Source organism: Luteolibacter arcticus, from assembly GCF_025950235.1.
Taxonomy (GTDB): Bacteria; Verrucomicrobiota; Verrucomicrobiia; order Verrucomicrobiales; family Akkermansiaceae; genus Haloferula; species Haloferula arctica.
The window spans coordinates 224,307-245,158 of the sequence record NZ_JAPDDT010000006.1 but is presented as its reverse complement, the minus strand read 5'-3'; the positions used below and the strand labels follow the sequence as shown (position 1 = coordinate 245,158).

Here is a 20,852-nt window from a genome sequence, read left to right as displayed (position 1 = left end):
GATAAACTTCCAGCGAATTCGGCCCGGCCTGTTTCAGAGGAGCAGGCTCTCGGACATCTACCGCGCCATCCAGCACGAGCACTGGCGAAGTCGCTACCGCCAGTTTGACGAGACGTCGATCGACTACCTCGAGCCCGGCAGCGGCCAGGCTAAAACCGGCTACCTGTGGACTTCCAGCATCCCCGGCGGCACCGTCCGCTATCATTGGCGTGCCGGTCGCGACGTCGGCGGCATCGTGGATCTTTTCGGCAATTCCGGCCCAGCCGCCTGCACCATCCAGTGCGACGACTACGAGGCCTAACCCGCCTGGGCCAAGGACAAACCGCACATCACGCTCGCCGGCTGCCACGCCCACCTGCGGCGCAAGTTTATCGAAGCCAAGGAACAGGAACCGAAGCTCGTCGCCTGGATCCTGCGGCCTGCGGCAACTCGGTCACCTCTACCGGATCGAGAGAGAATTGCGCGAGGCCAAGGCCGGACCCGCCCTGCCCGAAGCAATGCGAGCCTCGCAAAGCCGCATGATCCACCGGCGGCTCAAAGCCCTCATCGACCGCCTCGCGCTGCGCCCGATCCTGCCCAAGAGCAAGCTCGGCAAGGCGATCCACTACGCAGCCAGGCAGTGGCGCAAGCTCGAGGTCTATCTCGGCGACGGCCGGATCGAGATCGACAACAACCTCGTCGAGAACGCCATCCGCCCGACCAAGCTTGGAGCCAAGAACTGGCTGTTCATCGGCTGTCGCGAAGCGGGGCAGCGCGCCGCGATCCTCTACACCATCGTCGAGAACTGCCAGCGGCTGGGCATCGACACCCGGGAATATCTTGAAGACGTGCTCACCCGGCTGCCCGCGATGAAGGAAAGCGAAGTGGCGACCTTAATCCCGGCGAACTGGCTGCGATCCAAGCTGAGAAGGCAGGCCCACAAAGCGGCCTGACGAGAAAACCCGGCAAGGGAAAACGGATGCCGGCCCGGACCACGCTTACTCAATTTTCGTAGTGTGGCTACTTAAGCGACAGCTGCATGAATCTGGTTTCTCGATGCTCTCGGACGAACTGGCCCCATTGCTTCCCGTTATGGAAAGCGTGCTGGTGGACGGACTCGCGCCGCTATGGCTGTCCCCCGACTGAGCCAGCAAAGGCGTAGGCGTAGGCATCGGACCGGCGGAAGGCGAGCGCGCCGGCGTTGTCCACATTGCCGTCAGCGAACCGGTGGTGCCGGCGTTCCCGATTTGCAGCAATGGCTGCTCAGCCCGGAAATGTCACTCTGCAGGAGCGATCCACCTCAATCGTCCGTCACCCGCAGCCGCAGGAAGCGGCGAGGCTCGTCCTCGATCGCCACATCATCCCTAAACTTTATTCGCACAAAGCCTTCGGGAATTCCAGTCTGATCCACGGGCACCGACCGATCCAGTGCCGTCCACATACCTGGGGGCGCAGCAAGGTCGCTGCTGGCGATCACGGCGAAGCGGAGTGTGGCATCATCCGTCTGGCGGACGTAGGTCATGCTCAGGTATCTTTTCCCGCCGGACTCTTCGAAGCCCATCAACGGCAGCCCCCACGCCCCAGAAGCGGTGGGATCCAGACCCAGCCCGTTCTCGATGATGTTGGCAATGCCATCCTGATCAGGATCGGCGAGTGGCCCCACAATCTGCGGGTCGGAAATTCCAGGCCAGTAGTAGTCCTTCCACCCATCCCGCAGCGGAGTGCCAGTCGGGATCACACCCAGCACCACACTCCGCGTGTGGAAAAGCTCGCCGTCACTCGCGCGGAAATTCATCACATGATTGCCGACCTGCGCGGCTGATGGGGTCCAGGAGAAATCCGCCATCCCGCTCCCCGCGAGGCTGAAGCTTGCCCCCTGTGGCAACGGATCAGCGGACAACGTCAGCACGTCGCCATTTGGATCACTGGCCCGCACCCTCATCGCAAAGTGTCCGCCAGCATGGAGGAAGCGATGCTGCAGCGGATCGATGACAGGCGGCTGGTTTCCCACTATCGCCAGCCGCAGAAACCGCTGCGGCGCATCCTCCACCGCTACCGAGTCACGAATTTTCACTCGCTGGAATCCATCCGACACCCCCTCTTGGCTCACCGGCAGCTCATTCATCTGCGCGAGCCAAGATCCCGCCCCCAAGTTTCCGGATCCACCCACGAAATACTGCAGCCGAGGATCATCCGTCTGCCGGACATAGGTCATCGCCAGGTAGCGTTTCCCGTCGATCTGCACCAGCTCGACCCCGGGCAACGCGCCGAAGTTCGGCACATTCGGATTCAGACCCAGCGCATACTCCACGAGATTCGTAATGCCATCACGGTCCGGATCCGCCAGGTCGCCGCGGGTTGCCTCCCCTTCTTCATCCGGCCAATGGTGGTTCTTCCATGCGGCAAGCAGGGTCACCCCGTGGGTACTACGGATACCGTACTACTTGCCCGCGCGAAGAGGTTGCTGTCGGAGGCCTTGAATTGCACCGGGAAGGTCCCCAATTGCTCGGGGGACGGAGTCCATCGGGAATGCCCGGCGGCGGGACGGCCATGGTTGACGGTGACGCCAGCAAGGCGGCTGCCAGTGCGGTGAGAGAGAACAGAACGCGAAGACGTGGGTTCCTCGCATGGAGGTTGGTTTGATAATACAAGACGATCGAATTCGTTCGATCGAACACCGTTCCGGGTTCTTGCTGGGCAACTGGTTTGCGATTTCAGTGGAGCGAGGCAACTCGGACGGAAAGAGAGCCCGCTTGGTGGAAATCCATCAAACAAGCTGTGCGACCGCGAGCCGGGCCACACCGGGGGAACCTACACGAGCACGGCCCCGGCAGCGCTGCGTCAGACTCAGGGAGCGACGTGTGTGTGGAAGATCTTGCTGACCACTGTCCATTTGCCATCGACTTTCAGCAGATGGAAAAAGTCGGTGAAGCAGAAGCCCGACATGTCATTGGCATCAATGCGCGCGCTGGCGGCGGTGCCGACGATCTCAATCCTGACGATCGCGCCCTGTGCTTCAGGAGAAGGGCGGAAGGCGCTGTCGATGCCGTCGAACAGGCCTTGAATCGCTCCACCAGCCAACTTGCCATCGGCATCGACGCTATACATCGTCGCCTGCTCGTTGAAGGCTGGTTTCATGATGCTGCTCTTGGCCTGCTTGCAGCCTTCGAGGTATTGTTTCAAAACCGTGACAATGGCTTTGTATTCGTGGACGTAGGTTGGTTTGCTCATGGTATTTTCCTTGGTTTGTTGTTGGTGTGACGTTTCTGATTTGGATGAAGACTGCTTTTTCGGATCGCTTTGGGTCGGTTCGGCGGATGAAATGTATATCCATCCGCCTACCAACACCGCGACGACGGGTTGGATGAAGTGAGTCTTTTGATTCATCGGTCAGGCTTGGTTTTCGAACTGATGATAGACCTTGGCGATCACCATCCAGGTGCCGTCGATCTTTATCAGAGTGAGGTAGTCATTGTAATCGGCGCCAATGGCATCGTTTTCCATGTCGATCCGCACCACTGCGATGGTTGGAGTGATTGCCAAAACGTCGACCCGAGTCTCGATTTTCGGAGCTTTCCCGTTTTGTTCAACGAAGTCGTAGAGGTTTTGAATCGGACCTCCCAGCAGTTCACCGTTGGTGAAGCCATACATCACCGCGTCCTTGTGGAATGCATCGGCGACATCCGCCGGACTTCCGCCCCGCAGGCCATCGACATACTTGTTGGCTGTTGCCACGACTTCCGTGTATTCCTTGGTGGGGACGGCTTTGATATTTTTTGACATGGTTTTCTCCTTTTGTGGTTTGGTTGTTCAGAATGATATTCAAACAACAGCATCCGACGATTTTCGCTCCAGTGCCGGACTAACGGCGGTTGCTTCCACCATCACCAGTCCAACGAATCCATCCTCGGCCTCGTATTGGCACATCGGGGAAAGAGCGAGGCGATTGCGAAACGTCACGCTTCGGAGCGTCAGTGGGTCAAACAATTGGGGCATTGCGTTGGGTTCCTCGGGTGGGGCTTGCAGAAGCGAACGGTAGACGCTATTTCTGTAGCAAGCGTTACGGATGGAACAGATTTATGTAACGCTCATTACAGACCGTCAAATTCTTTCGAACTCGGCCCGAGAAAACCATGCCTGCGAGAAAACAAACCAGCCCCGGAGCTCACGTATGCAAAGGCCGCCCGCGAACGTTCGATCGGCAGGCTGCCTTGGAAAAGGCTCTCGCAGTCTTCTGGCTCAGAGGATACGAGCCAGCGACCATGGCGGAGCTGTGTGGCGCGATGGAAATCAATCCTCCAAGCCTCTACGCCGCCTTCGGAAACAAGGCCCAATTGTTCCTGGAGGCCGTGAAGCACTACGAGAATGTCTATTGGGATTCAACTTGGACAGAAATGGGAGAATCCCTCGATATCCGCGAGGGACTGCTGGACTTCTTCAAGAATGCGGCCCGAATCCTCACCTCTCTGGATGTCCCGTGTGGCTGCATGGTCATTTTGGGGGCCACGAATGTTTCTCCCGAGGCACAAGAAGTGAACGATGCACTGCGGGAGCTTCGCAAGGAAGGCAAGGATTTCATCCTGGCCCGACTGGAGCGTGCCGTTGAGGATGGCCAGTTGGTTCCCTCCACCGACGTTGAGGGGTTAGCCTTCACGTTGAACACGCTCCTTGAGGGGATGTCATTGCAGGCACGGGACGGAATGACCCGATCGGACATGGAGCGCATTGCGGAAACCTTGATGGCCCTGCTGCCGGTAGCCCGGTAACCCGGACCGAGCGGCCACGAAACTCGGGACCGGTTGTGGTTTAAATTGGGGGAGTCTAATGCCCACATATTCAAAAAGCAGAACGAAAGCTGGACCACAGTGCGGTGTGCAAGTTGGCAGGCGGAGCCGGGCAAGTTTTTGAACTTGGGGCTGAATCCATTGGCAAGCCACAGGATAGCCCGAGGAAATTTCATGCTGCCGATCTCCCCAAAGCGAATCCCTGCTGATGCGGATTCCGCTTGGGGAGATCCTCAGCATGAAAAGTGTAAACGGCTTAAAGCTGGTAACCTAGCCTAGTTTCCCCAAAGGTCGTAGACCGAAAACGACGGGCCGAGGGGGCCTATGGGAGCAATACGCGGCCCGAAGGAACGCGCCATGATCCAACGAAAAGGGACGGGGGTGGACTAGTGAAAGCCAGAGGGTCTTCCACCTCAGCAGGATGCTTCGCGTCTAGCACGCCCCGGTGTGATAGCCCTGCATCCCACCTCCCTGACGGCCGTACGATCAAATGCCGTTGTGCCGGTCCCGACGACGGGCAAGGCTCGCGAGTTGACCTGGGAACTGGAGCCGCCGGATCTCATCCCGCCTATCGCGGCTGATGCTCGCGCTGGGATTGGTGCAGCATGCAGTCGCACTCGAAATCCTTCGCATGAGCTTCGGCATCAAGCTCGCGGAGGATCGCTACCTCTTGATCGAATGCGTCCAAAAAGACGATCTTGCCGGGTCCTTCGATGACGCCGGAGGTCTCGCCGTTGTGAAAGCCGAGTACCACCGTGCTGTCCGGTTGCCCGACGATCTTGCCGGCCATGGTGCCACCGGCCGGTCCGTCGATGGCCAGATGATCGAAAGTCACTTCCATGCTGCCGCCGCCGAAGGAGGGCAGGGAAAGCGTGAGCGGCAACTGGTCGGTCGAGAGCCGGGAGGCGTTCTCGGCGATGGTCTTGAATTCGATGACTTCGGCCTTCCGCAGATGCCGCAGATCGGTGAGCCGTTGGGCATATTCATGCTCGTTGCGCGAGAGCTTGGCGGCCCATTCCTCGGCCTTGGCTGCGTCCGTAATGGTCATGCCGACCAATGGCGACGGTTTCGATGAGGAACTCCGCTCGCGGGTCTTTGCCGGCGGGGATGTGGCTGTTAGCTCGGCGGATGCGGGATCGGTGGGCGAAGGATGGGCGACACCCCGCCCTTTGAGCAGGAGCATGGCGAGAAGGAGCGCCGCGAGGGCAAGTGCGGCGGGAAGAATTTTCCTGACGGTTTTCATGGGTTTTGGGTCCGTAGGGGTTGCGACAAAGGGCTCCTCTCCCGCCTCGGAAAGAGGGAGAGGAGCCGCAGACAAAGGAACGCTCTTCAATCAATCGACCTTCTGGACCGGCTTGAAGCGCTGGTTGTTGCTGCCGGACCAGTCGTATTGAATCAACTGGGTGCCCTGCGTCTGCGAGGACCCGGGGACATCCAGCACGCCGTTACCATCATCGCGGCGGACACGCGAGAAGCCGTCGGCCTGTTCCTCGATGAAGTAGCGTTGCTTGCCGGCGGCCCAGTTCTGGAGGGTCAGGCCGGTGCCGTTGGCATTCGCGGTGAGGCTCACGAATCTCGCGCCGCTGCCGCTGCGCTCAAAGGTGCTCGCACCGCCGCTGAAGTCGTTGAACTGCCACTGTTGGTTCGTGCCGTAGTGCGGTGCCCACTGGATGATCGGCGTGCCGGGAGTGGTGGTGCCGCCTTGGACATCGACCGCCAGACTACTATGCTTGGCGATCATGAACCAGGTGACCGAGGTCGTCGCGGCATCAACGTTCAAGGCGCGCCGGCCTGCGGAGGTCGGGCGGTTGGCGGTGATCTTCGCGGAGCTGTTGTGCGTGGCGTCTCCCAGTGCGTAGCCTTGGTAGGTGATGTTGGGATTGCTGAAGTACGGCAGCGAGTTGCCATTCATGATCGTGTTCCCGACCGGCGTCTGGAAGCCGTCCGAGTGGCTGCAACCGAAGTTGTGGCCCATCTCGTGGCGGAAGACGGTGTTGCCCACGCCGCCATGGAAGGCGAACTCCCCGGGCACGTAGGCCTTGCCTGCACCGGAGCCGACGGAATCGAAGTAGGACAGGTGGTCCGCGCCTTGGGTGGTATAGGCGGTCCAGGTGCCTTGGGCATCCTGGTTGCGGATCCGGTCCCAAAGGGTTCCGAATTCGTCGAAGGGCGTTTCGACAATCGGTGAGACCTCCATTGGATAGACCATCTGGGCCTCGAAGCTGATCTGGGAGTTCCGGAGTGCTGTGTTCAGCATCTCGAAGGACACCTTGATCTTCGACATCATCTGGTTGTATCCGCCCTGCGAATCCTTGAGACGCGTGGTGTAGAGCGGCTTCACATAGGTGACGTATTCTTGTTCGGCGGCCGGAGCGAGGAGCGGCAGAAGCACCGCAAGGGAGCAGACAATAGCGCTTTGTTTCATCAGTAATCAGGGTTTGGTGTAAAGCGCCCTTTTTTGTCCATTAAGATGACGAAAAAGGACACCGATCAGAATGCAAATAGCTCGCCTTGTCGGAAAAGCAAATACTATTTGATGTTTTCCCCAAGACGCCCTGTTTTCGGCACAACACAGGGTTTGACCGAAACGTCCGTTTGATTCCTGCAGGCCAGTGGGCTTGCAGGACAACTTTTTGTATTGGACTGAGGCCCCGGCGAAATCGCGCCAGCAGGTCAGCGGATCGTTTCCTCCGCCATTGTGCCTTCGTGGTCCGGCTGGTCCACGCTCCCACCACCCGAGCGGAGCGAAAGAACGCAGCAGCTCACCCCCGCCCGGCGAATTCAGGCCGTCTCCGCCTTTAGAGACGCCAACAGCTTCACAAGATCCCCGGTGTCCACCGGCTTGACCAGGTGGTGATCGAAGCCCGCTTCATCCGAACGGCGCTTGTCCTCGTCCTGCCCCCAGCCGGTCATGGCAATCAGGATGGCCTTTTTGCCCCACGTCTGTTCCCGGATGCGACGGCAGGTTTCATAGCCGTTCAGCTTCGGCATCCCGATGTCGAGCAAGATGACTTCGGGCAGGAATCTCTCCGCCACCTCCAGCGCATGCAAGCCGTCGTTCGCGGTGCTGACGTCGTTCCCGAGCAATTCGAGGAACATCCCCAGCGATTCGGCCGAGTCGACATTGTCATCGGTTACCAGAATGCGGCGGCTGGCGAAGCCGACCGGCTCATCGACTGCTTGCTGTCCGACGTTCTGAACCGGTGACTTCACCATCGGCAGACGCGCGATGAATTCGCTACCCCGCCCCTCGCCTTCGCTGCGGGCCTCGATGGTCCCGCCGTGCATCTCGACAAGCCCCTTGACCAGCGATAACCCAATTCCCAATCCGCCCGTCGTCTTCTCCAGCGTGCGGTCCATTTGAGTGAACATCTCGAAAATCCTGCCGAGCATGTGGGGCGGGATGCCGATCCCGTTGTCTGCGATCGACAGCACAGCCATGCCGTCCTCACGACGAACGGCCAGCCTGACGTGCCCCCCCGGGTGGGTGTATTTGGCGGAGTTGGTCAGCAGGTTGGACACAACCTGGGCGAGCCGGGTCGAGTCGCCATCCAAGAGGATCGGTTCGTCCGGCACGGCAACTTCCAGTTCGTGTCCTGCCACATCGAAGGCCGGCCGGCTCGTCTCCACGGCGGCATCGATCACCGCCCTCAGTTCGACCAGCTCCCGGCGGAGTTCGAACTTGCCGCTCGTCACCCTGCTCACGTCGAGAAGGTCGTCCACCAGCCGGACCAACTGCGTCACTTGCCGCTCCATCATGGTGCGGGCCCGTTCGATCGGCCCCTCCACACCGGCCAGTCGCATGACTTGGAGACCGTTTCGGATCGGTGCCAGCGGGTTGCGGAGTTCGTGGGCCAAGGTCGCCAGGAACTCATCCTTCCGCCGGTCGGCATCCCGGAGCTGGCCGAGGAACTGCTCCCGCTCCACCGCGGCCATTCTGCGTGCGGTGACATCGTTGAAAAGGATGGCGACTTTGCGGCTGCCATCGTCCCCGATCCTGAAGGCCGAAACTTCGAACCAGCGCCCTCCCATGGGCTCCGCCTTGTGCTCGAACCGGGTCGGCTCGCCGGTCGAAGCGACCCGTCCGTAGGTCTCATACCAGAACTCCTCAAGCTCCGGGATCGCGTTCCGGATCGACTTGCCGACCAACCCATGCATCCCGGTGTGTTGCTCGAATGCCGGGTTCATCACCTCGATGCGGTAATCGACTGGCCGTCCCGCAAGGTTGAATTCCATTTCGATCACGCAAAACCCTTCGTCCATCGACTCAAACAATGTTCGCAACCTTTCCTCGCTTTCCCTCAAGCTCGCCTCGGCCCGCTTCTGGTCGCTCACATCGAGCGTCACACCGTCGAACCGGGTCGGGGTGCCGTCGGCAGCGTAGGCCGTCCGCCCGAGGGCGCGGACCCACGTCACGTCACCGGTGTCCGGATCCACCGTGCGATAGTGGACGTTGTAGCGCGTCCGTCCCGCGATGCTCCGCTCGATGGCCAGCCGGGTCGGTTCCCGGTCGTCCGGATGGAGACGGTCGTAAAATGTCTGGATCGTGACGACCGCATCGGGAGCCAGGTGGAAGTGAGCTTTCACCAACTCGTCCCACTCGAGAACCTCGAACGGCAGGTCGCAGTACCAGAATCCGACCCCGCTGCTGCTGCGCACAAAGGCCGATCGCTCCTCGCTCTGACGCAGCGCTGCTTCGGCTACCTTCCGGGCGGTGATGTCCATGTTGATGCCGACCAGCCGAACGGTCGTGTCCACCCCGTTGCGGACGGCGTGACCCCACTCCTCCATCCACTGAACGCTTCCGTTATCCGGGCGAACGATCCGGAACTGGCTGGTGAATCCCTCACCCGCCGCCACCGCCGCAGCCACAGTCGCCCGGTGGTTGTCCACGTCGTCCGGATGGAGAATGGCGAATCCCCGGTCGATGCTTGCCATTTCCTCGTTCTGAGGAAATCCATACACGTCCGTCGCGTTTCCCGACGTGAAGACCGCCCCTGACGCCGGGTCATACTCCCATGCCACCATCCGTGCGGCGCTCAGGGCCATCCGCAGTCGCTCCTCGCTTTGACGCAACGCTGCCTCGGCCCGCACCCGCCCGACGACCGCCCAGGTACGCTCGGCGGTTTCTTCGATCAGAGAGATCTCGGCCGGCGTCCACGGCCGCACGTTGGCTACATGGACCGCGAGACCCGCGACGAAGGCCCCGCCCTTGACCAACGGCACTCCGACGTAGGATCGGATCTGGAGAGCCGCATATGTGTCTTTCTCGGCTGGTGTGCGGGAGGACAGCAAGTTCACGTCCGCCTCGGATGCGGTACGGCCGGCCTCGTAACGAGCGAGAATGTCGGGGCCGAAGTCGGCGATCGGGTAGCGGCCCACGATGGATGGGGCCGCGTCCGTGTAGTCCCGCTCGACCACATAGTTCTCGCCCCGCACCTCGAAGTAGACCACCCGGTTCGCCCCCAGCCGCTCACCCAGAAGCCTGCTGGCCTCGGCTTGTACGTCAGTCGGTTCGGAAAGTGGGCGCAAGGTATCGGCCAACTGAACCAAGAACGCCTGCCGCTCTTCGGCTTGGCGGCGGTCGGTGACATCCCCGACGATGCCCAGCATCCACCCCACTTGCCCGTCGGCATCCCGCTGGATGAGGGCCTTGGTCCAGATGTGCCGGACAGCCCCGTCCGCCCTGCGGATGCGACACTCGACGCTCCAGACCGAGTTGCTCGCCACCGACTTCTGGAAGGATGCGTCCACCGCCGCACGTTCATCCGGGATGACATGTTCCAGGAACATCTCGTAGGTCCATTCCGGGAGGAGCGCGTCGTAGCCGAATAACTGGTCATGCCGGAGGGTGCGGCGAGCGGTGCGGTCGGCCAGGTTCAAGGACCACTGGCCCAAGTCGGCGGCGGCGAGAGCGAAGTCCAACTGCTCCTGACCGTACCGCAACTGCCGCTCCGTCTCCTTTCGCTCGGTCACGTCGCGGGTGGTCCCGGCTACCGCCTCGACCTCGCCGTCCGCCCCGATGACGGGCACGAAGATGTAGTCGTATTGCCGCCGCCCGTTCGTCCCGTTGAACGGCACCTCGCCACGGATCGGCTGGCGCGTGGCCCGCACCTCGTCGATTTCCCGGTCGTGCATTTCCGCGTGCCATGGCTCGTAGCCGATCTCCAGGAATGTCTTCCCGATCGCCCCTTCATGGCCGCGCCCCCACATTTTGATGAGGGCGTCGTTGGCGTAGAGAACCTTGTGGTCGAGGCTGAACACGTACACGAAGTCGGGCGTGTTCGTCAGCACCGTCTCATACAACCGTTGCTGACGGTCGGACTCGGTGGCGAGCCGGACCACCTCCCGCTCGGCCCGCAGGACGCGGCTGATGTCGAGGTTGATGCCCGCCCAGCCCAAGAGGATGCCCGTTTCATTCCTGAGCGGGACGCCCCTCGCCAGGATGTCGTGCCACCCACCGTCGGCGCCCTTGAAGCGGTGCTGCCGATCCCACGTCCCTTGCGTTCGGGCGCACTCCTTCCAAGCAGCAATCGTCGCGTCAACGTCGTCGGGGTGCAGCAATTCGGCCCAGCCGAAGTCGGAACACTCTTCCTGGGTGATCCCAACCAACTGTAGGAAAGATTCACTCGCATAAGTGTTCCTGCCCTCCGCGTCACACACCCACACGCCGTAATCAATGGACTCCCCGATGGCCCGGTAGCGGGCCTCACTCTCGCGCAATGCGGACTCCTGCTTCTTCCGGTCAATGACGATGCCCGCCAGATGCGTGGCGACCGGAAGGACGTGCGGGTCCGACGGGGCGGGATCGCCTGGTTCCCGGCGGTAAACGGCGAAGGTCGCAGCCGGCTTGCCGTCCGATCCGACAATTGGCGTGGACCGGCAGGAGCGCAGGCCATGGGCCAACGCCCGATCCCGCCATGCGCCCGACCAGCGTGGATCGGCTTCGATATCCGTGACGACGACCGCTTCGCCGGTGTGCAAGGCCATGCCGCAGGGTCCGGGGTAAGGCGGCTCGATGCCCAGCCCGTCGAGCGCCGACAGGTAGCCTTCTGGCATGCTCGGCCCGGCCCCGACCCGGAGGTGCGCGCCGCCTTCATCCAGCAGGATGATCGAGCAGAGCAAACCGGGTTCTTGTTCCTCGATGACGACGGCGAGTGTCGTCAGTACCTCGGCAAGCGGGACATCCGTGGCAACCGTTTCCAAGACCCGCTTCTGCCCGGCAAGCAGGGCTTCGGCCCGTTTGCGATCGGTGATGTCGCGGATGTAGGTCGTCAACCCGCCGTCCGCCGTCGGAAACCCCTTGAGGGAATACCAGCGGCCGAACGGCTCATAGTGGTTCTCGAACTCGACCGTCACTTGTTCCGCCACCGCCCGCAGGTATTCGGCCTCCAGCCTCGTCCCGACGATGGCGGGGAAAACGTCCCAGAGGATTTGGCCGAGCATTTCCGAGCGGGTGAGTCGGTTGATCCGCTCGGCCTCCGCGTTCACATAGACGATCCGCCAGTCCCGGTCGTAGCGCATGAACCCGTCCGTGACGCTTTCCAGCGTCGTCGCGAGCTGCTGGCGGGCTTCGAGTTGTTCGACTTCCGCCCGGTGGCGTTCGCTGATGTCGTGGAACACCAGGATGCAACCGACGATTTCCCCGTCGTCGCGCCGGATCGGGGCGGCGCTGTCGTCAATCGGCCGTTCGGTGCCGTCTTTGGCAATGAGCACGGTATGGTTCGCCAGCCCGACGACCACCCCGTCCTTTAAAGCCCGCAACGCCGGGTTCTCGACCTCCAACCGGGTGGACTCGTTGACGATGCGGAATACCTCCGTCAGCGGCATCCCTGCCGCTTCATCCTTGGTCCACCCAGTCATCGCCTCCGCGACGGCGTTCATGGTGGTGACTCGGCCGCCGGGGTCGGTGGCGATGACGCCGTCGCCGATGCTGGTGAGCGTGATTCCCAGCAGCTCGGCCTGCTGGCGAGCGGCCGATTCCGCCTCCAGGCAATCCTGATGGGCGCGGCGGAGGGCTTCACCGAAGCCGATGATGATCAACGAGGTGGCCAGAAACAGGAACGAACCGACGAGGTTGCGGGGTTCGTCCAAGCCGAACTGACCGCGGGGTGCAATAAACAGATAGGAACAGGCCAGGAAGCCGAGAGCGGCAACGAGCAAGGCCGGACGATACCCGCCGATCCAGACCGCGACACCGATGGCCGCCAACAAAGTGGTGAGCGGAAAGGTATCTCCCAACACCGGGTCCAGCAGCCAGCGAACCAGCACCGCCGTCGCCAGGCAAGCGAGCGACATCCCATAAGCGATCGCGGGGCCCCGGGCTGCCCCCCTGAGCCGGTCCCCGGAGCTGCCCCTCCGCGAGGCTGGGCGACCCCGTTCAGGAGACTCTCCATCTTGGTCCGGCGGCTGAGCCAGCATGCACTTCATCCCACACACCCGCCGATCGATGAACAAGAAAACAAAGCGCCGTGCGCGCAACAACCGCCGCGCCGTCGCGGTGCGGAGACCGCTGGATCGGCTTCGCCCGGACGGAACTGCCTCGTCCACTTACCACGGGAAGTCCCAATGGCCGGTCGAATGGCGCAAGCTCGTGGTCCGCACGATCACCAAGCAAGCCGTGTCTGACGCCGACCGCCTCAACGACGTGACACGCCGGTATCATGCCGGGCTTGGCTGCGATGCCTGTCGCGACTCGAGACCGCATACCACCACCTGGTCAGAGTGGCGGCAGGCCGGCTTCATCCACTTCCCGTCCGCGATCATCGTCGAAGAGAAGAACGGGGGTCTAACGGCTCTCGGGAACGCCAAGCTCCCCAACTTCTCGCCCGGCCCGGGTCCTTCAATCATGGACAAGAACGCTCCTGCAAAAAGCGACGGCTTGCCTCCAAGGATAACGCGGATGAAATGCCGCTCCCCACCCGTGGTGCCCGCAACGCCGACCCCATCTCCCGGCGGGCGGCATTCGACGCCATTTGCAAATCCCACCCTAGCGGATAGTTTGCCGGGCTATGTCAGACGACAAATCAAAAACAGGGGGTCCAGATCGCGATCGAATCAACACGGGAGAAGATTACGAGGTTCGGGATTGGTCGAAGAAGTTTGGAGTGACACCCGAAGAACTCAAGAAAGCAGCCGATAAGGTGGGGCCAATGGCAGACGATGTGAAACGGGAACTCGGCAAGTAGCCGCACTCTAGTTTCATAAAACTCCCAGCTCTCGCAGCAGCGAGATCTTTACCGTCTGCGGGCCAACGTCCCGCCACTCTTTCGGCTGCTCTGCCGGCTCGTGGATGGTGAAGCCAGACTTCGCAAGCTCCGGGAGTTGATCCCAGTTGATGGGCATCGAAACTGTGGCTCCCGGCCGCGCGCGGAGGCACCAGGGAGCGACACACGTTGCTCCCCGGCCGTTTCGCATCCAGTCGATGTAGATCTTCCCCGTGCGCTTGGACTTACTCGACGTGACGGTGAAGCGAGCAGGATTGAAGTCCGCCACCGCGGAAGCCACCGACTTCGCGAACGGCTTCATGACCGACCAATCGTGCTTCGGCTTCAGATGCAACATGATGTGCAGCCCTTTCCCGCCGGAGGTCTTCACCACGGGTTCGAGACCCCGCTCTCGCAGATAGTCGCGCAGCAACAAGGCAGCGCCAAGCACCTCGTTCCACGGCACTGACTCCTCGGGGTCGAGGTCCCACGTCAGGAAGTCAGGCTTCTCGACGTTCTTGAGCGACGAGCCCCAGGGATGGAATTCGATCGCGCTGAATTGAGCCAACGAGACCAACCCTTTGACGTCCTTCACGAAAAAGATGTCGTCGCCATCCGGCAGCTTCGCCTGATGGACACCCTCCGGCACGTGGGTTGTGAACGATTTCTGAAAGAACAACTCTCCTGTGATCCCTGACGGTGCTCGAAGCAAAGCCAGCGGTCGATTGGCAACGAACGGCAGCATTAGCTCCCCTACCCGCTCGTAATACTTGGCGACCTCAAGCTTCGCGACCCCGTCCCCAGGGAAGACCATGCGGTCGGGATTGCTGATCGTGATGCCCGCCACTTTCGCCCCCTTGCCGTCCGGGGTCGCGGTCTGGACTGCATCCAAGTGGACTTGATCGGGACTCTTATCCTCGCGCATGGCCACGAAGGAGGCCTGGCGCACGGACCCATCGCGTGTGATCTCGGCGAACTCCACCTCCGCGACAAGGGTCGGTTTCACCCATACGACTTCCTCATCGATTTCGAAAGCCGGTTTACTCGTCTTTAGCGGCCTGAACCTTGCCAGATACTCACGCCGGTCATCCTCACTAAACCCGGTTCCAACCTTGCCTCGCGGGATGAGCTTCCCGTTCTCATACGTGCCCAGAACCAATGATGAAAACGCCGGCAGCGAACTCTTCGGAGGGGTGTAGCCGCATACCACAAATTCCTGACGCGGGCGGCACTTGGATTTCGTCCAGTCCCGCCGGTCACCGGGCTTGTAGGTGCAGCTTAGTTTCTTGCTGATGATTCCCTCCAGCCCGAGCTGGCAGGCCTGCTTGTAGAGGTCGCCACCCATGTCCGAAGACCAGACCGTGGACCGCCTCACCACACCTTGTTCCTCGGTTACCAGCTTGGCCAACCGCTTGTGACGCTCGCCAAGCGGCAGGTCGCGCAGGTTCAGCCCATCGAAGTGGAGAAGGTCGAAAGCGACAAATGACACGTCCCCCGGACGGCCTTTCAGCGCTGCTTGGAGATCTCCGAAATTGCTGCGGCCCTTCTCGTCCCACACCACCGCTTCACCATCGAGGATGAAGTCCTTCTTGGAAATCGCCGTGAGGTGTTTGGCAAGGGGTGCGAACTTGTGCGTCCAGTCGTGGCCGTTGCGGGTGTAGACCGTCAGCTTGCCGCGGTGCTTCACGATGATCAGCCGGTAGCCGTCGAACTTCAGCTCGTGGATGATGTCGCGTCCCGCCGGCACGGTAGAGACCACCTGGGCCAACTGGGGAGCCACATACTGCGGTGTCTCCGGCTCCGCCTCGAAACTCGCCTGTGGATGAGTCGATGGCTCCAGCATCTTCAGCATCCAGTTGGGTTCCTCCTTCATGCGGGCCAGCAAATACGGGCCGTTCAGCCGGTCGCCCTTAAGGTAAAATTTCAGGGTGCCCTTCGCGAAATCCTTTCTCCATCCCGTTCCCATCGGCTCCCACGTGCCCTTGTCCCAAATGGCCACCGTGCCCGCACCATAGTTGCCCTCCGGGATCGTGCCCTCGAACTTGCCGTATTCCAACGGATGGTCCTCAACGTGAACCGCAAGACGCTTCGCCACCACATCTTCCGGGATGCCCTTCGGCACCGCCCAGCTTACAAGCACCCCATCGATCTCGAGCCGGAAGTCGAAATGGTGGCTTCGCGCGTGATGCTCCTGAATCACAAAGGAGCGCCCCGATCGATCTCCGACCTGAGGCCCCGGCTCCGGCGTCTTCTCGAAGTTCCGCTTCGCCTTATATTTTCCGAGAGGGGCGTCCGGCGCAGGCGATTCTGCGGCCTTCTTTTTCGTTGTCTTCACCGACGCTCGCTTCGAGGCCCGAGCGCGCTTCGTCGCACTCCCCAGTTCGATCCACGTCGGAGCATGGTCACTTGCCTTTTCCCAGCCACGCACTTCCACATCGACCTCTGCCTTCACCAGCCGGCCCGCTAGCGTGGGGCTCAGCAGCAGGTGATCCAGCCTCAGCCCCCCATTGCGGCCATAGGCGTTCCGGAGATAGTCCCAGAAGGTGTAGATTCGTTCGCTCGGGTGAAGATTACGGATCGAGTCGGTCCACCCTTGATCAACCAGCCTGCGGAAACACTCGCGCACCTCCGGCCGGAACAACGCGTCATCCACCCACTTCTCCGGCTTATAGACGTCCAGTTCGGTCGGCATGACGTTGTAGTCTCCCGCCAGCACCACCGGGATCTTCTGGCGGAGAAGCCCTTCGGCGTGATCCAGGAACCGCTCGAACCACCGGAGCTTGTATTCGAATTTCGGCCCCGGTGCCGGGTTACCATTTGGCAGGTAGAGGCAACCGACAAGGATACCCTCGACTGCCGCCTCCAAATAACGGCTGTGGGTGTCGTCCGGATCGTCTGGCAGACCGCGCCGTGTCTCAAGAGGATCCGCACCACGAGCGAGGATCGCCACCCCATTCCAACTCTTCTGGCCGTGCCAGACGGCCCCGTATCCCGCTTCCTGGAGGGCGGACAGAGGGAACTTGTCGTTGGACGCCTTCAGTTCCTGCAAGCACACCACGTCCGGCTTGGCTTCTCCCAGCCACCGCAACAGAACAGGCAGCCGTCCGTTGATCCCGTTGACGTTGTAGGTGGCGATCTTCATTGGGCTTACGGCTTCGCGCCCGGTGGCGTGACAAGGGTGACTGGCGGAGAATCTAGCAGACTTCGAACCGTCTTCCACGGGCTTGGCAGATCCCTGGCCAAACTGGAGCATCCGCCCGGTCACTTCCTGTGGCAGACCTGGCGAAGACCCGAGTCCCCTAGCGGCAGGAGTTTCGAACATTGGTACGCCGACCGCAGGGAATTCCGGATGACGGATCGCCCCGGGAATTCTGAACAAGGGATTGCCCTTGCAACGTCCCGCATCGTGACATGGCTGCGCGCGCTGCGACTGCCTTTCTATCCGATGTCCTGGCTGGGTTACACGACAGGGGCCGCACTGGTCGTTCCCTTATCGGACATCTGGAGACTGCCGGCCTACTGGTGGGGATTCGTGGTCGTTTTCCTGATTGAGGCTCTCACCGTGTTCGTGAACGACCTTTACGACTTCGAAAGCGATCGACGGAATCAGAACCATGGCAATTTCACGGGTGGTTCGCGGGTGTTGGTAGAGGGCCTTTTGACACCCGACGCCTTGAGATCGGCTTGCAAGGTAGTGGCAGTTGGAGCCGCGCTAGGAAGCTTCATTCTCCAGGCATATTCGCCGGCACCGCTTGCAGTGAACCTCGCATGCCTGGGAACCGCAGTGCTATTGGGCGTTGGCTACACGGCTCCACCGCTGAAGCTGAGCCATCGAGGTTGGGGCGAGGTGGTGGTGGCTTTTGCCCACAGCTTGCTGGTCGTACAATGCGGAGCCTTGGTGGTGGGCGGACAGTTCGGTGACCCTGCCGTCTTCAAAGTAGCTCTACCTCTGTTCTTCGCCATATTTCCCTCCATCAGTCTATCGGGCCTTCCTGACCATGATGCAGACATACACGCGGGTAAGCGCACCTTGGCGGTGAAGCTTGGACCACGTCCGGTTCTGGTGCTAGCGAGCGTCTCGGCGCTTGCGGCGTGCGTCCTCGTAATCTGGTGGTCCGCCCAGTGGCCTTCGTGGACCAGGGTCGGGGTCGTACTACACGCGCTGTTAGTTGTCGCCTCCGCGATGTCGCAATGGTCGAAATCCCAAAGCCGCCGCATCGATGGAGTGATGGTCAGCAGCCTCTCCTTTGTTCTGTGGTTCACGTTGGTTCCCCTTCTTGCTGGATTGGAATAGGACCGGGAGTGTCCGGGCTGCTGGTGGAGCGCTACGTCGCCAGGCCCCAGAAAAAAGTGGCTCGCCTTAAGGAAAAACAGAGGGTCACCAAACATTCTCGACCCGAGCGACCATTTCCCCGCGGATTTGTGCGATCACACCGGCCGCCATAACAGCGGCGGAGCGGTCAAGGTTAGCAGCCGACCGGCTTCCATCGTGCTAGTAGACTGCCGCCATGAATTCCCTAGAAAATCTCTCTGAAGTCCGGGTCGAGTTTTACGATCATTCCGAGCAGCCCTTGTTCGACGGCTACACTTCTCAAGGCATCGCGCCGATCCCGGCAGTAGGCGATACCTTTCAAGCGGGCACCCCGGATTCGGGGGACAAAGACCCGACTTACGTCGTCGAAAGGCGGCACTTTCACCTCACTCCGGGATCTCTCACTGCCCGCATCTACGGTCGAGATGTCCAGGTTACCGGGGGCCTATAGCCCTACGTTTTACGGAGCACCCCCGCGCAATCTGCAAGGCATGTCATGCCCCGTGCAATGGCTGTTGATTGATCAGCACCCTACTTTCCATGCGACGTGTGTTCGGGGAACCGGAAAACAGCAGCTGAAGCGGCTCAAGAGACGCGGGTCTCCGGTCTGCTAAGTCCACGGGATGGCGCGAACCCTCCCACCCGGAACCTCCTCCATCCTGAGACGACGCCGAATGATGCCCGCTCGTCGGACATGGGACCATTGGAGATACCCCGTGGCCTCTCCCTCCATGAACTCCGGCTAACGGTCAATGGCAGCAAGAAAGAACGGGAGGTGGAGTGTTGGACCAAGTTACTCGATCTCTTGCGTGAGCGTCTCCAACTCTTCGGGACGAAGAAGGGCTGCGATCATGGGCAGTGCGGAGCATGCACCGTGCTCGTGAATGGCGATCGGGTGAATTCCTGCCTGCTCCTCGCGGTGACGCTCAATGGATTAACGCTGCATCGCCCGGAACAGGTGCTTGCGGATGTCGCGCGCTGACCGGACGAGGCCCCCTAACATTCCCTCAGCCCCGCCGACGAGGTATACAGCCGGATGCCGTAGCGCCCTTCCATCTCACCCTTGCCATCCGGTGCGTAGATCATCTCTCTCTCTGAGGGACGACAGCGGGTAGCCACACTCCAGCGAGATCGCGCTGATCAGCATGTGGGAGAGCGAGTGGAGGATGATGTAGGTGGCGCCCGGAAAGTCGGCCTAGCTGCTGGGGCGGAGTTTCTTCCAGGCCCCCAGCGACTGTTCGAGTTCAGCGGCTCGCCGAATGACCGCATCATCCGGGCGGCCTGCACTTTCCGGCGCGGGCGAAACGCGTGGTGCATCTCTGCATGGCCGGGGGACCATCACACCTTGAGTCCTTCGATCCGAAGCCGCAGCTTGATGCGCTCAATGGCAAGGAGTTCCCCGCATCCTTCACCGCGGGGCAGCAGCTAGCGCAGTTGCAGGGTGCCAAGCTGATTGCCCGTGGATCGTTCACGAAGTTCAAGCGATACGGGCAAAGTGGCATCGAGATCTCCGACCTGTTCCCGCACATCGGCTCGATCGCAGACGACATCTGCGTGGTCCGCTCGATGGTCACCGAGCAGATCAACCACGACCCGGCCCACGCGTTCATGAACAGCGGCTCGATCCTGAAAGGCCGCCCCAGCATGGGCTCGTGGCTACTCTACGGGCTCGGCGCGGAGTCGCAGAATCTACCCGGCTACGTCGTCATGATCTCGCGCGGCTCGGACCCGGACCAACCGGTCTCGGCTCGCCAATGGAGCGCCGGCTTCCTGCCGAGCAAGTTCCAAGGCGTGCAGTTCCAAAGCAAAGGCAGCGCGGTCCATTACGTGGGCAGTCCCGATGGCGTCTGCCAATCCACCCAGAGGCAGGTCATCGACGAGATCCGCCGGCTCAATGGCATGCTTGCCGAGGACCGTTTCGATCCCGAGATCGAAACGCGGATGAGCCAGTACGAAATGGCCTTCCGCATGCAGACCTCCGTGCCGGACCTGACCGACATGCGCGACGAGCCGAAGCACATCCTCGACATGTATGGCGTGAAGACGCCGGGCGATGGCTCCTTCGCCAGCAACTGCCTGCTCGCGCGGCGCATGCTCGAGCGCGGCGTCCGCTTCGTGCAGCTCTATCACCGCGGCTGGGACCATCACGGCGAGATCGTGGCGAAGATGACCGAGTCGGCCAAACGCACCGACCAGGCCTCCGCGGCACTGGTCAAGGACCTGAAACAGCGCGGCCTGCTCGAAGACACGCTCGTCATCTGGGGCGGTGAATTCGGCCGCACCCCGATGGGGCAGGGAAGTGGCCGCGATCACCACATCAAGGGCTTCAGCCTGTGGATGGCCGGTGCGGGAATCAAACCGGGCATCGTCCATGGGGCCACCGACGAACTCGGCTACGCCTCGGTCCAGGACATCGTCCACGTCCGCGATCTCCATGCCACGCTGCTCCAGCAGTTCGGCATCGATCATGCCCGCTTCACCCACAAGTTCCAAGGGCTCGATCTCAAGCTCACCGGCGTGGAGGAGGCGAAGGTGGTGAAGGCGATTTTGGCGTAAGATAACTTCTGATTC

At 61.4% G+C, this 20,852-nt stretch carries 12 protein-coding genes and 3 pseudogenes; 8 read left to right on the top strand and 7 right to left on the bottom strand.

Annotated elements, in window-relative coordinates:
* Position 1: 1 nt before the first annotated feature.
* Positions 2-391 (top strand): annotated as a pseudogene (locus OKA05_RS29450) (IS66 family transposase); the annotation flags it as partial.
* A gap of 28 nt (positions 392-419) precedes the next feature.
* Positions 420-932 carry an IS66 family transposase gene (locus OKA05_RS15305; RefSeq protein WP_369335608.1) on the top strand — a complete coding sequence of 171 codons (513 nt, stop codon included), beginning with the start codon at positions 420-422 and terminating at the stop codon, positions 930-932.
* A gap of 347 nt (positions 933-1,279) precedes the next feature.
* Here OKA05_RS15305 and OKA05_RS15300 read toward each other — a convergent pair whose 3' ends face one another.
* From OKA05_RS15300 to OKA05_RS15290, 3 genes are all read right to left on the bottom strand, one after another.
* Positions 1,280-2,395 carry an Ig-like domain-containing protein gene (locus tag OKA05_RS15300; protein ID WP_264488039.1) on the bottom strand — a complete coding sequence of 372 codons (1,116 nt, stop codon included), beginning with the start codon at positions 2,393-2,395 and terminating at the stop codon, positions 1,280-1,282.
* 431 nt (positions 2,396-2,826) lie between these two features.
* Positions 2,827-3,210 carry a nuclear transport factor 2 family protein gene (locus tag OKA05_RS15295; protein ID WP_343226971.1) on the bottom strand — a complete coding sequence of 128 codons (384 nt, stop codon included), beginning with the start codon at positions 3,208-3,210 and terminating at the stop codon, positions 2,827-2,829.
* A gap of 159 nt (positions 3,211-3,369) precedes the next feature.
* Positions 3,370-3,762 carry a nuclear transport factor 2 family protein gene (locus tag OKA05_RS15290; protein ID WP_264488037.1) on the bottom strand — a complete coding sequence of 131 codons (393 nt, stop codon included), beginning with the start codon at positions 3,760-3,762 and terminating at the stop codon, positions 3,370-3,372.
* Positions 3,763-4,112: 350 nt separating this feature from the next.
* Here OKA05_RS15290 and OKA05_RS15285 point away from each other — a divergent pair, with 350 nt between their 5' ends.
* Positions 4,113-4,745, top strand: a complete 633-nt coding sequence (locus OKA05_RS15285) for a TetR/AcrR family transcriptional regulator (RefSeq protein ID WP_264488036.1) — start codon at positions 4,113-4,115, stop codon at positions 4,743-4,745.
* 586 nt (positions 4,746-5,331) lie between these two features.
* Here the strand turns inward: OKA05_RS15285 and OKA05_RS15280 are convergent.
* From OKA05_RS15280 to OKA05_RS15270, 3 genes are all read right to left on the bottom strand, one after another.
* Positions 5,332-6,006: a hypothetical protein gene (locus OKA05_RS15280; RefSeq protein ID WP_264488035.1), complete on the bottom strand. Its 675-nt coding sequence runs from the start codon at positions 6,004-6,006 to the stop codon at positions 5,332-5,334.
* Positions 6,007-6,096: 90 nt separating this feature from the next.
* The gene (locus OKA05_RS15275; protein ID WP_264488034.1) at positions 6,097-7,188 is read right to left on the bottom strand and encodes an RICIN domain-containing protein; all 1,092 of its coding nucleotides are present in this window, start codon (positions 7,186-7,188) and stop codon (positions 6,097-6,099) included.
* A 356-nt stretch (positions 7,189-7,544) separates the two neighbouring features.
* On the bottom strand, positions 7,545-13,061 hold the full coding sequence (locus OKA05_RS15270) for a PAS domain S-box protein (protein WP_264488033.1): 5,517 nt from the start codon (positions 13,059-13,061) through the stop codon (positions 7,545-7,547).
* A 713-nt stretch (positions 13,062-13,774) separates the two neighbouring features.
* On the opposite strand from OKA05_RS15270, the gene OKA05_RS29345 reads away from it, so the two are divergent.
* Positions 13,775-13,951 carry a DUF3606 domain-containing protein gene (locus OKA05_RS29345; protein ID WP_343226968.1) on the top strand — a complete coding sequence of 59 codons (177 nt, stop codon included), beginning with the start codon at positions 13,775-13,777 and terminating at the stop codon, positions 13,949-13,951.
* 13 nt (positions 13,952-13,964) lie between these two features.
* On the opposite strand, the gene ligD is transcribed toward OKA05_RS29345, so the two are convergent.
* Entirely contained in the window at positions 13,965-17,111 is a 3,147-nt protein-coding gene (gene ligD / locus OKA05_RS15265) for a DNA ligase D (protein WP_264488032.1), read from the bottom strand.
* Positions 17,112-17,318: 207 nt separating this feature from the next.
* Between ligD and OKA05_RS15260 the strand changes: the two genes are divergently transcribed.
* From OKA05_RS15260 to OKA05_RS15245, 4 genes and pseudogenes are all read left to right on the top strand, one after another.
* Positions 17,319-18,263 (top strand): prenyltransferase, encoded by a 945-nt coding sequence (locus OKA05_RS15260; protein WP_264488031.1) that lies wholly within the window; start codon positions 17,319-17,321, stop codon positions 18,261-18,263.
* Between the two features lie 214 nt (positions 18,264-18,477).
* Complete coding sequence (locus tag OKA05_RS15255) at positions 18,478-18,732, top strand: hypothetical protein (protein WP_264488030.1); 255 nt, start codon at positions 18,478-18,480, stop codon at positions 18,730-18,732.
* Between the two features lie 243 nt (positions 18,733-18,975).
* Positions 18,976-19,215 (top strand): annotated as a pseudogene (locus tag OKA05_RS15250) ((2Fe-2S)-binding protein); the annotation flags it as partial.
* A gap of 350 nt (positions 19,216-19,565) precedes the next feature.
* A pseudogene (locus OKA05_RS15245) lies at positions 19,566-20,837 on the top strand (DUF1501 domain-containing protein); the annotation flags it as partial.
* Between the last annotated feature and the right edge of the window lie 15 nt (positions 20,838-20,852).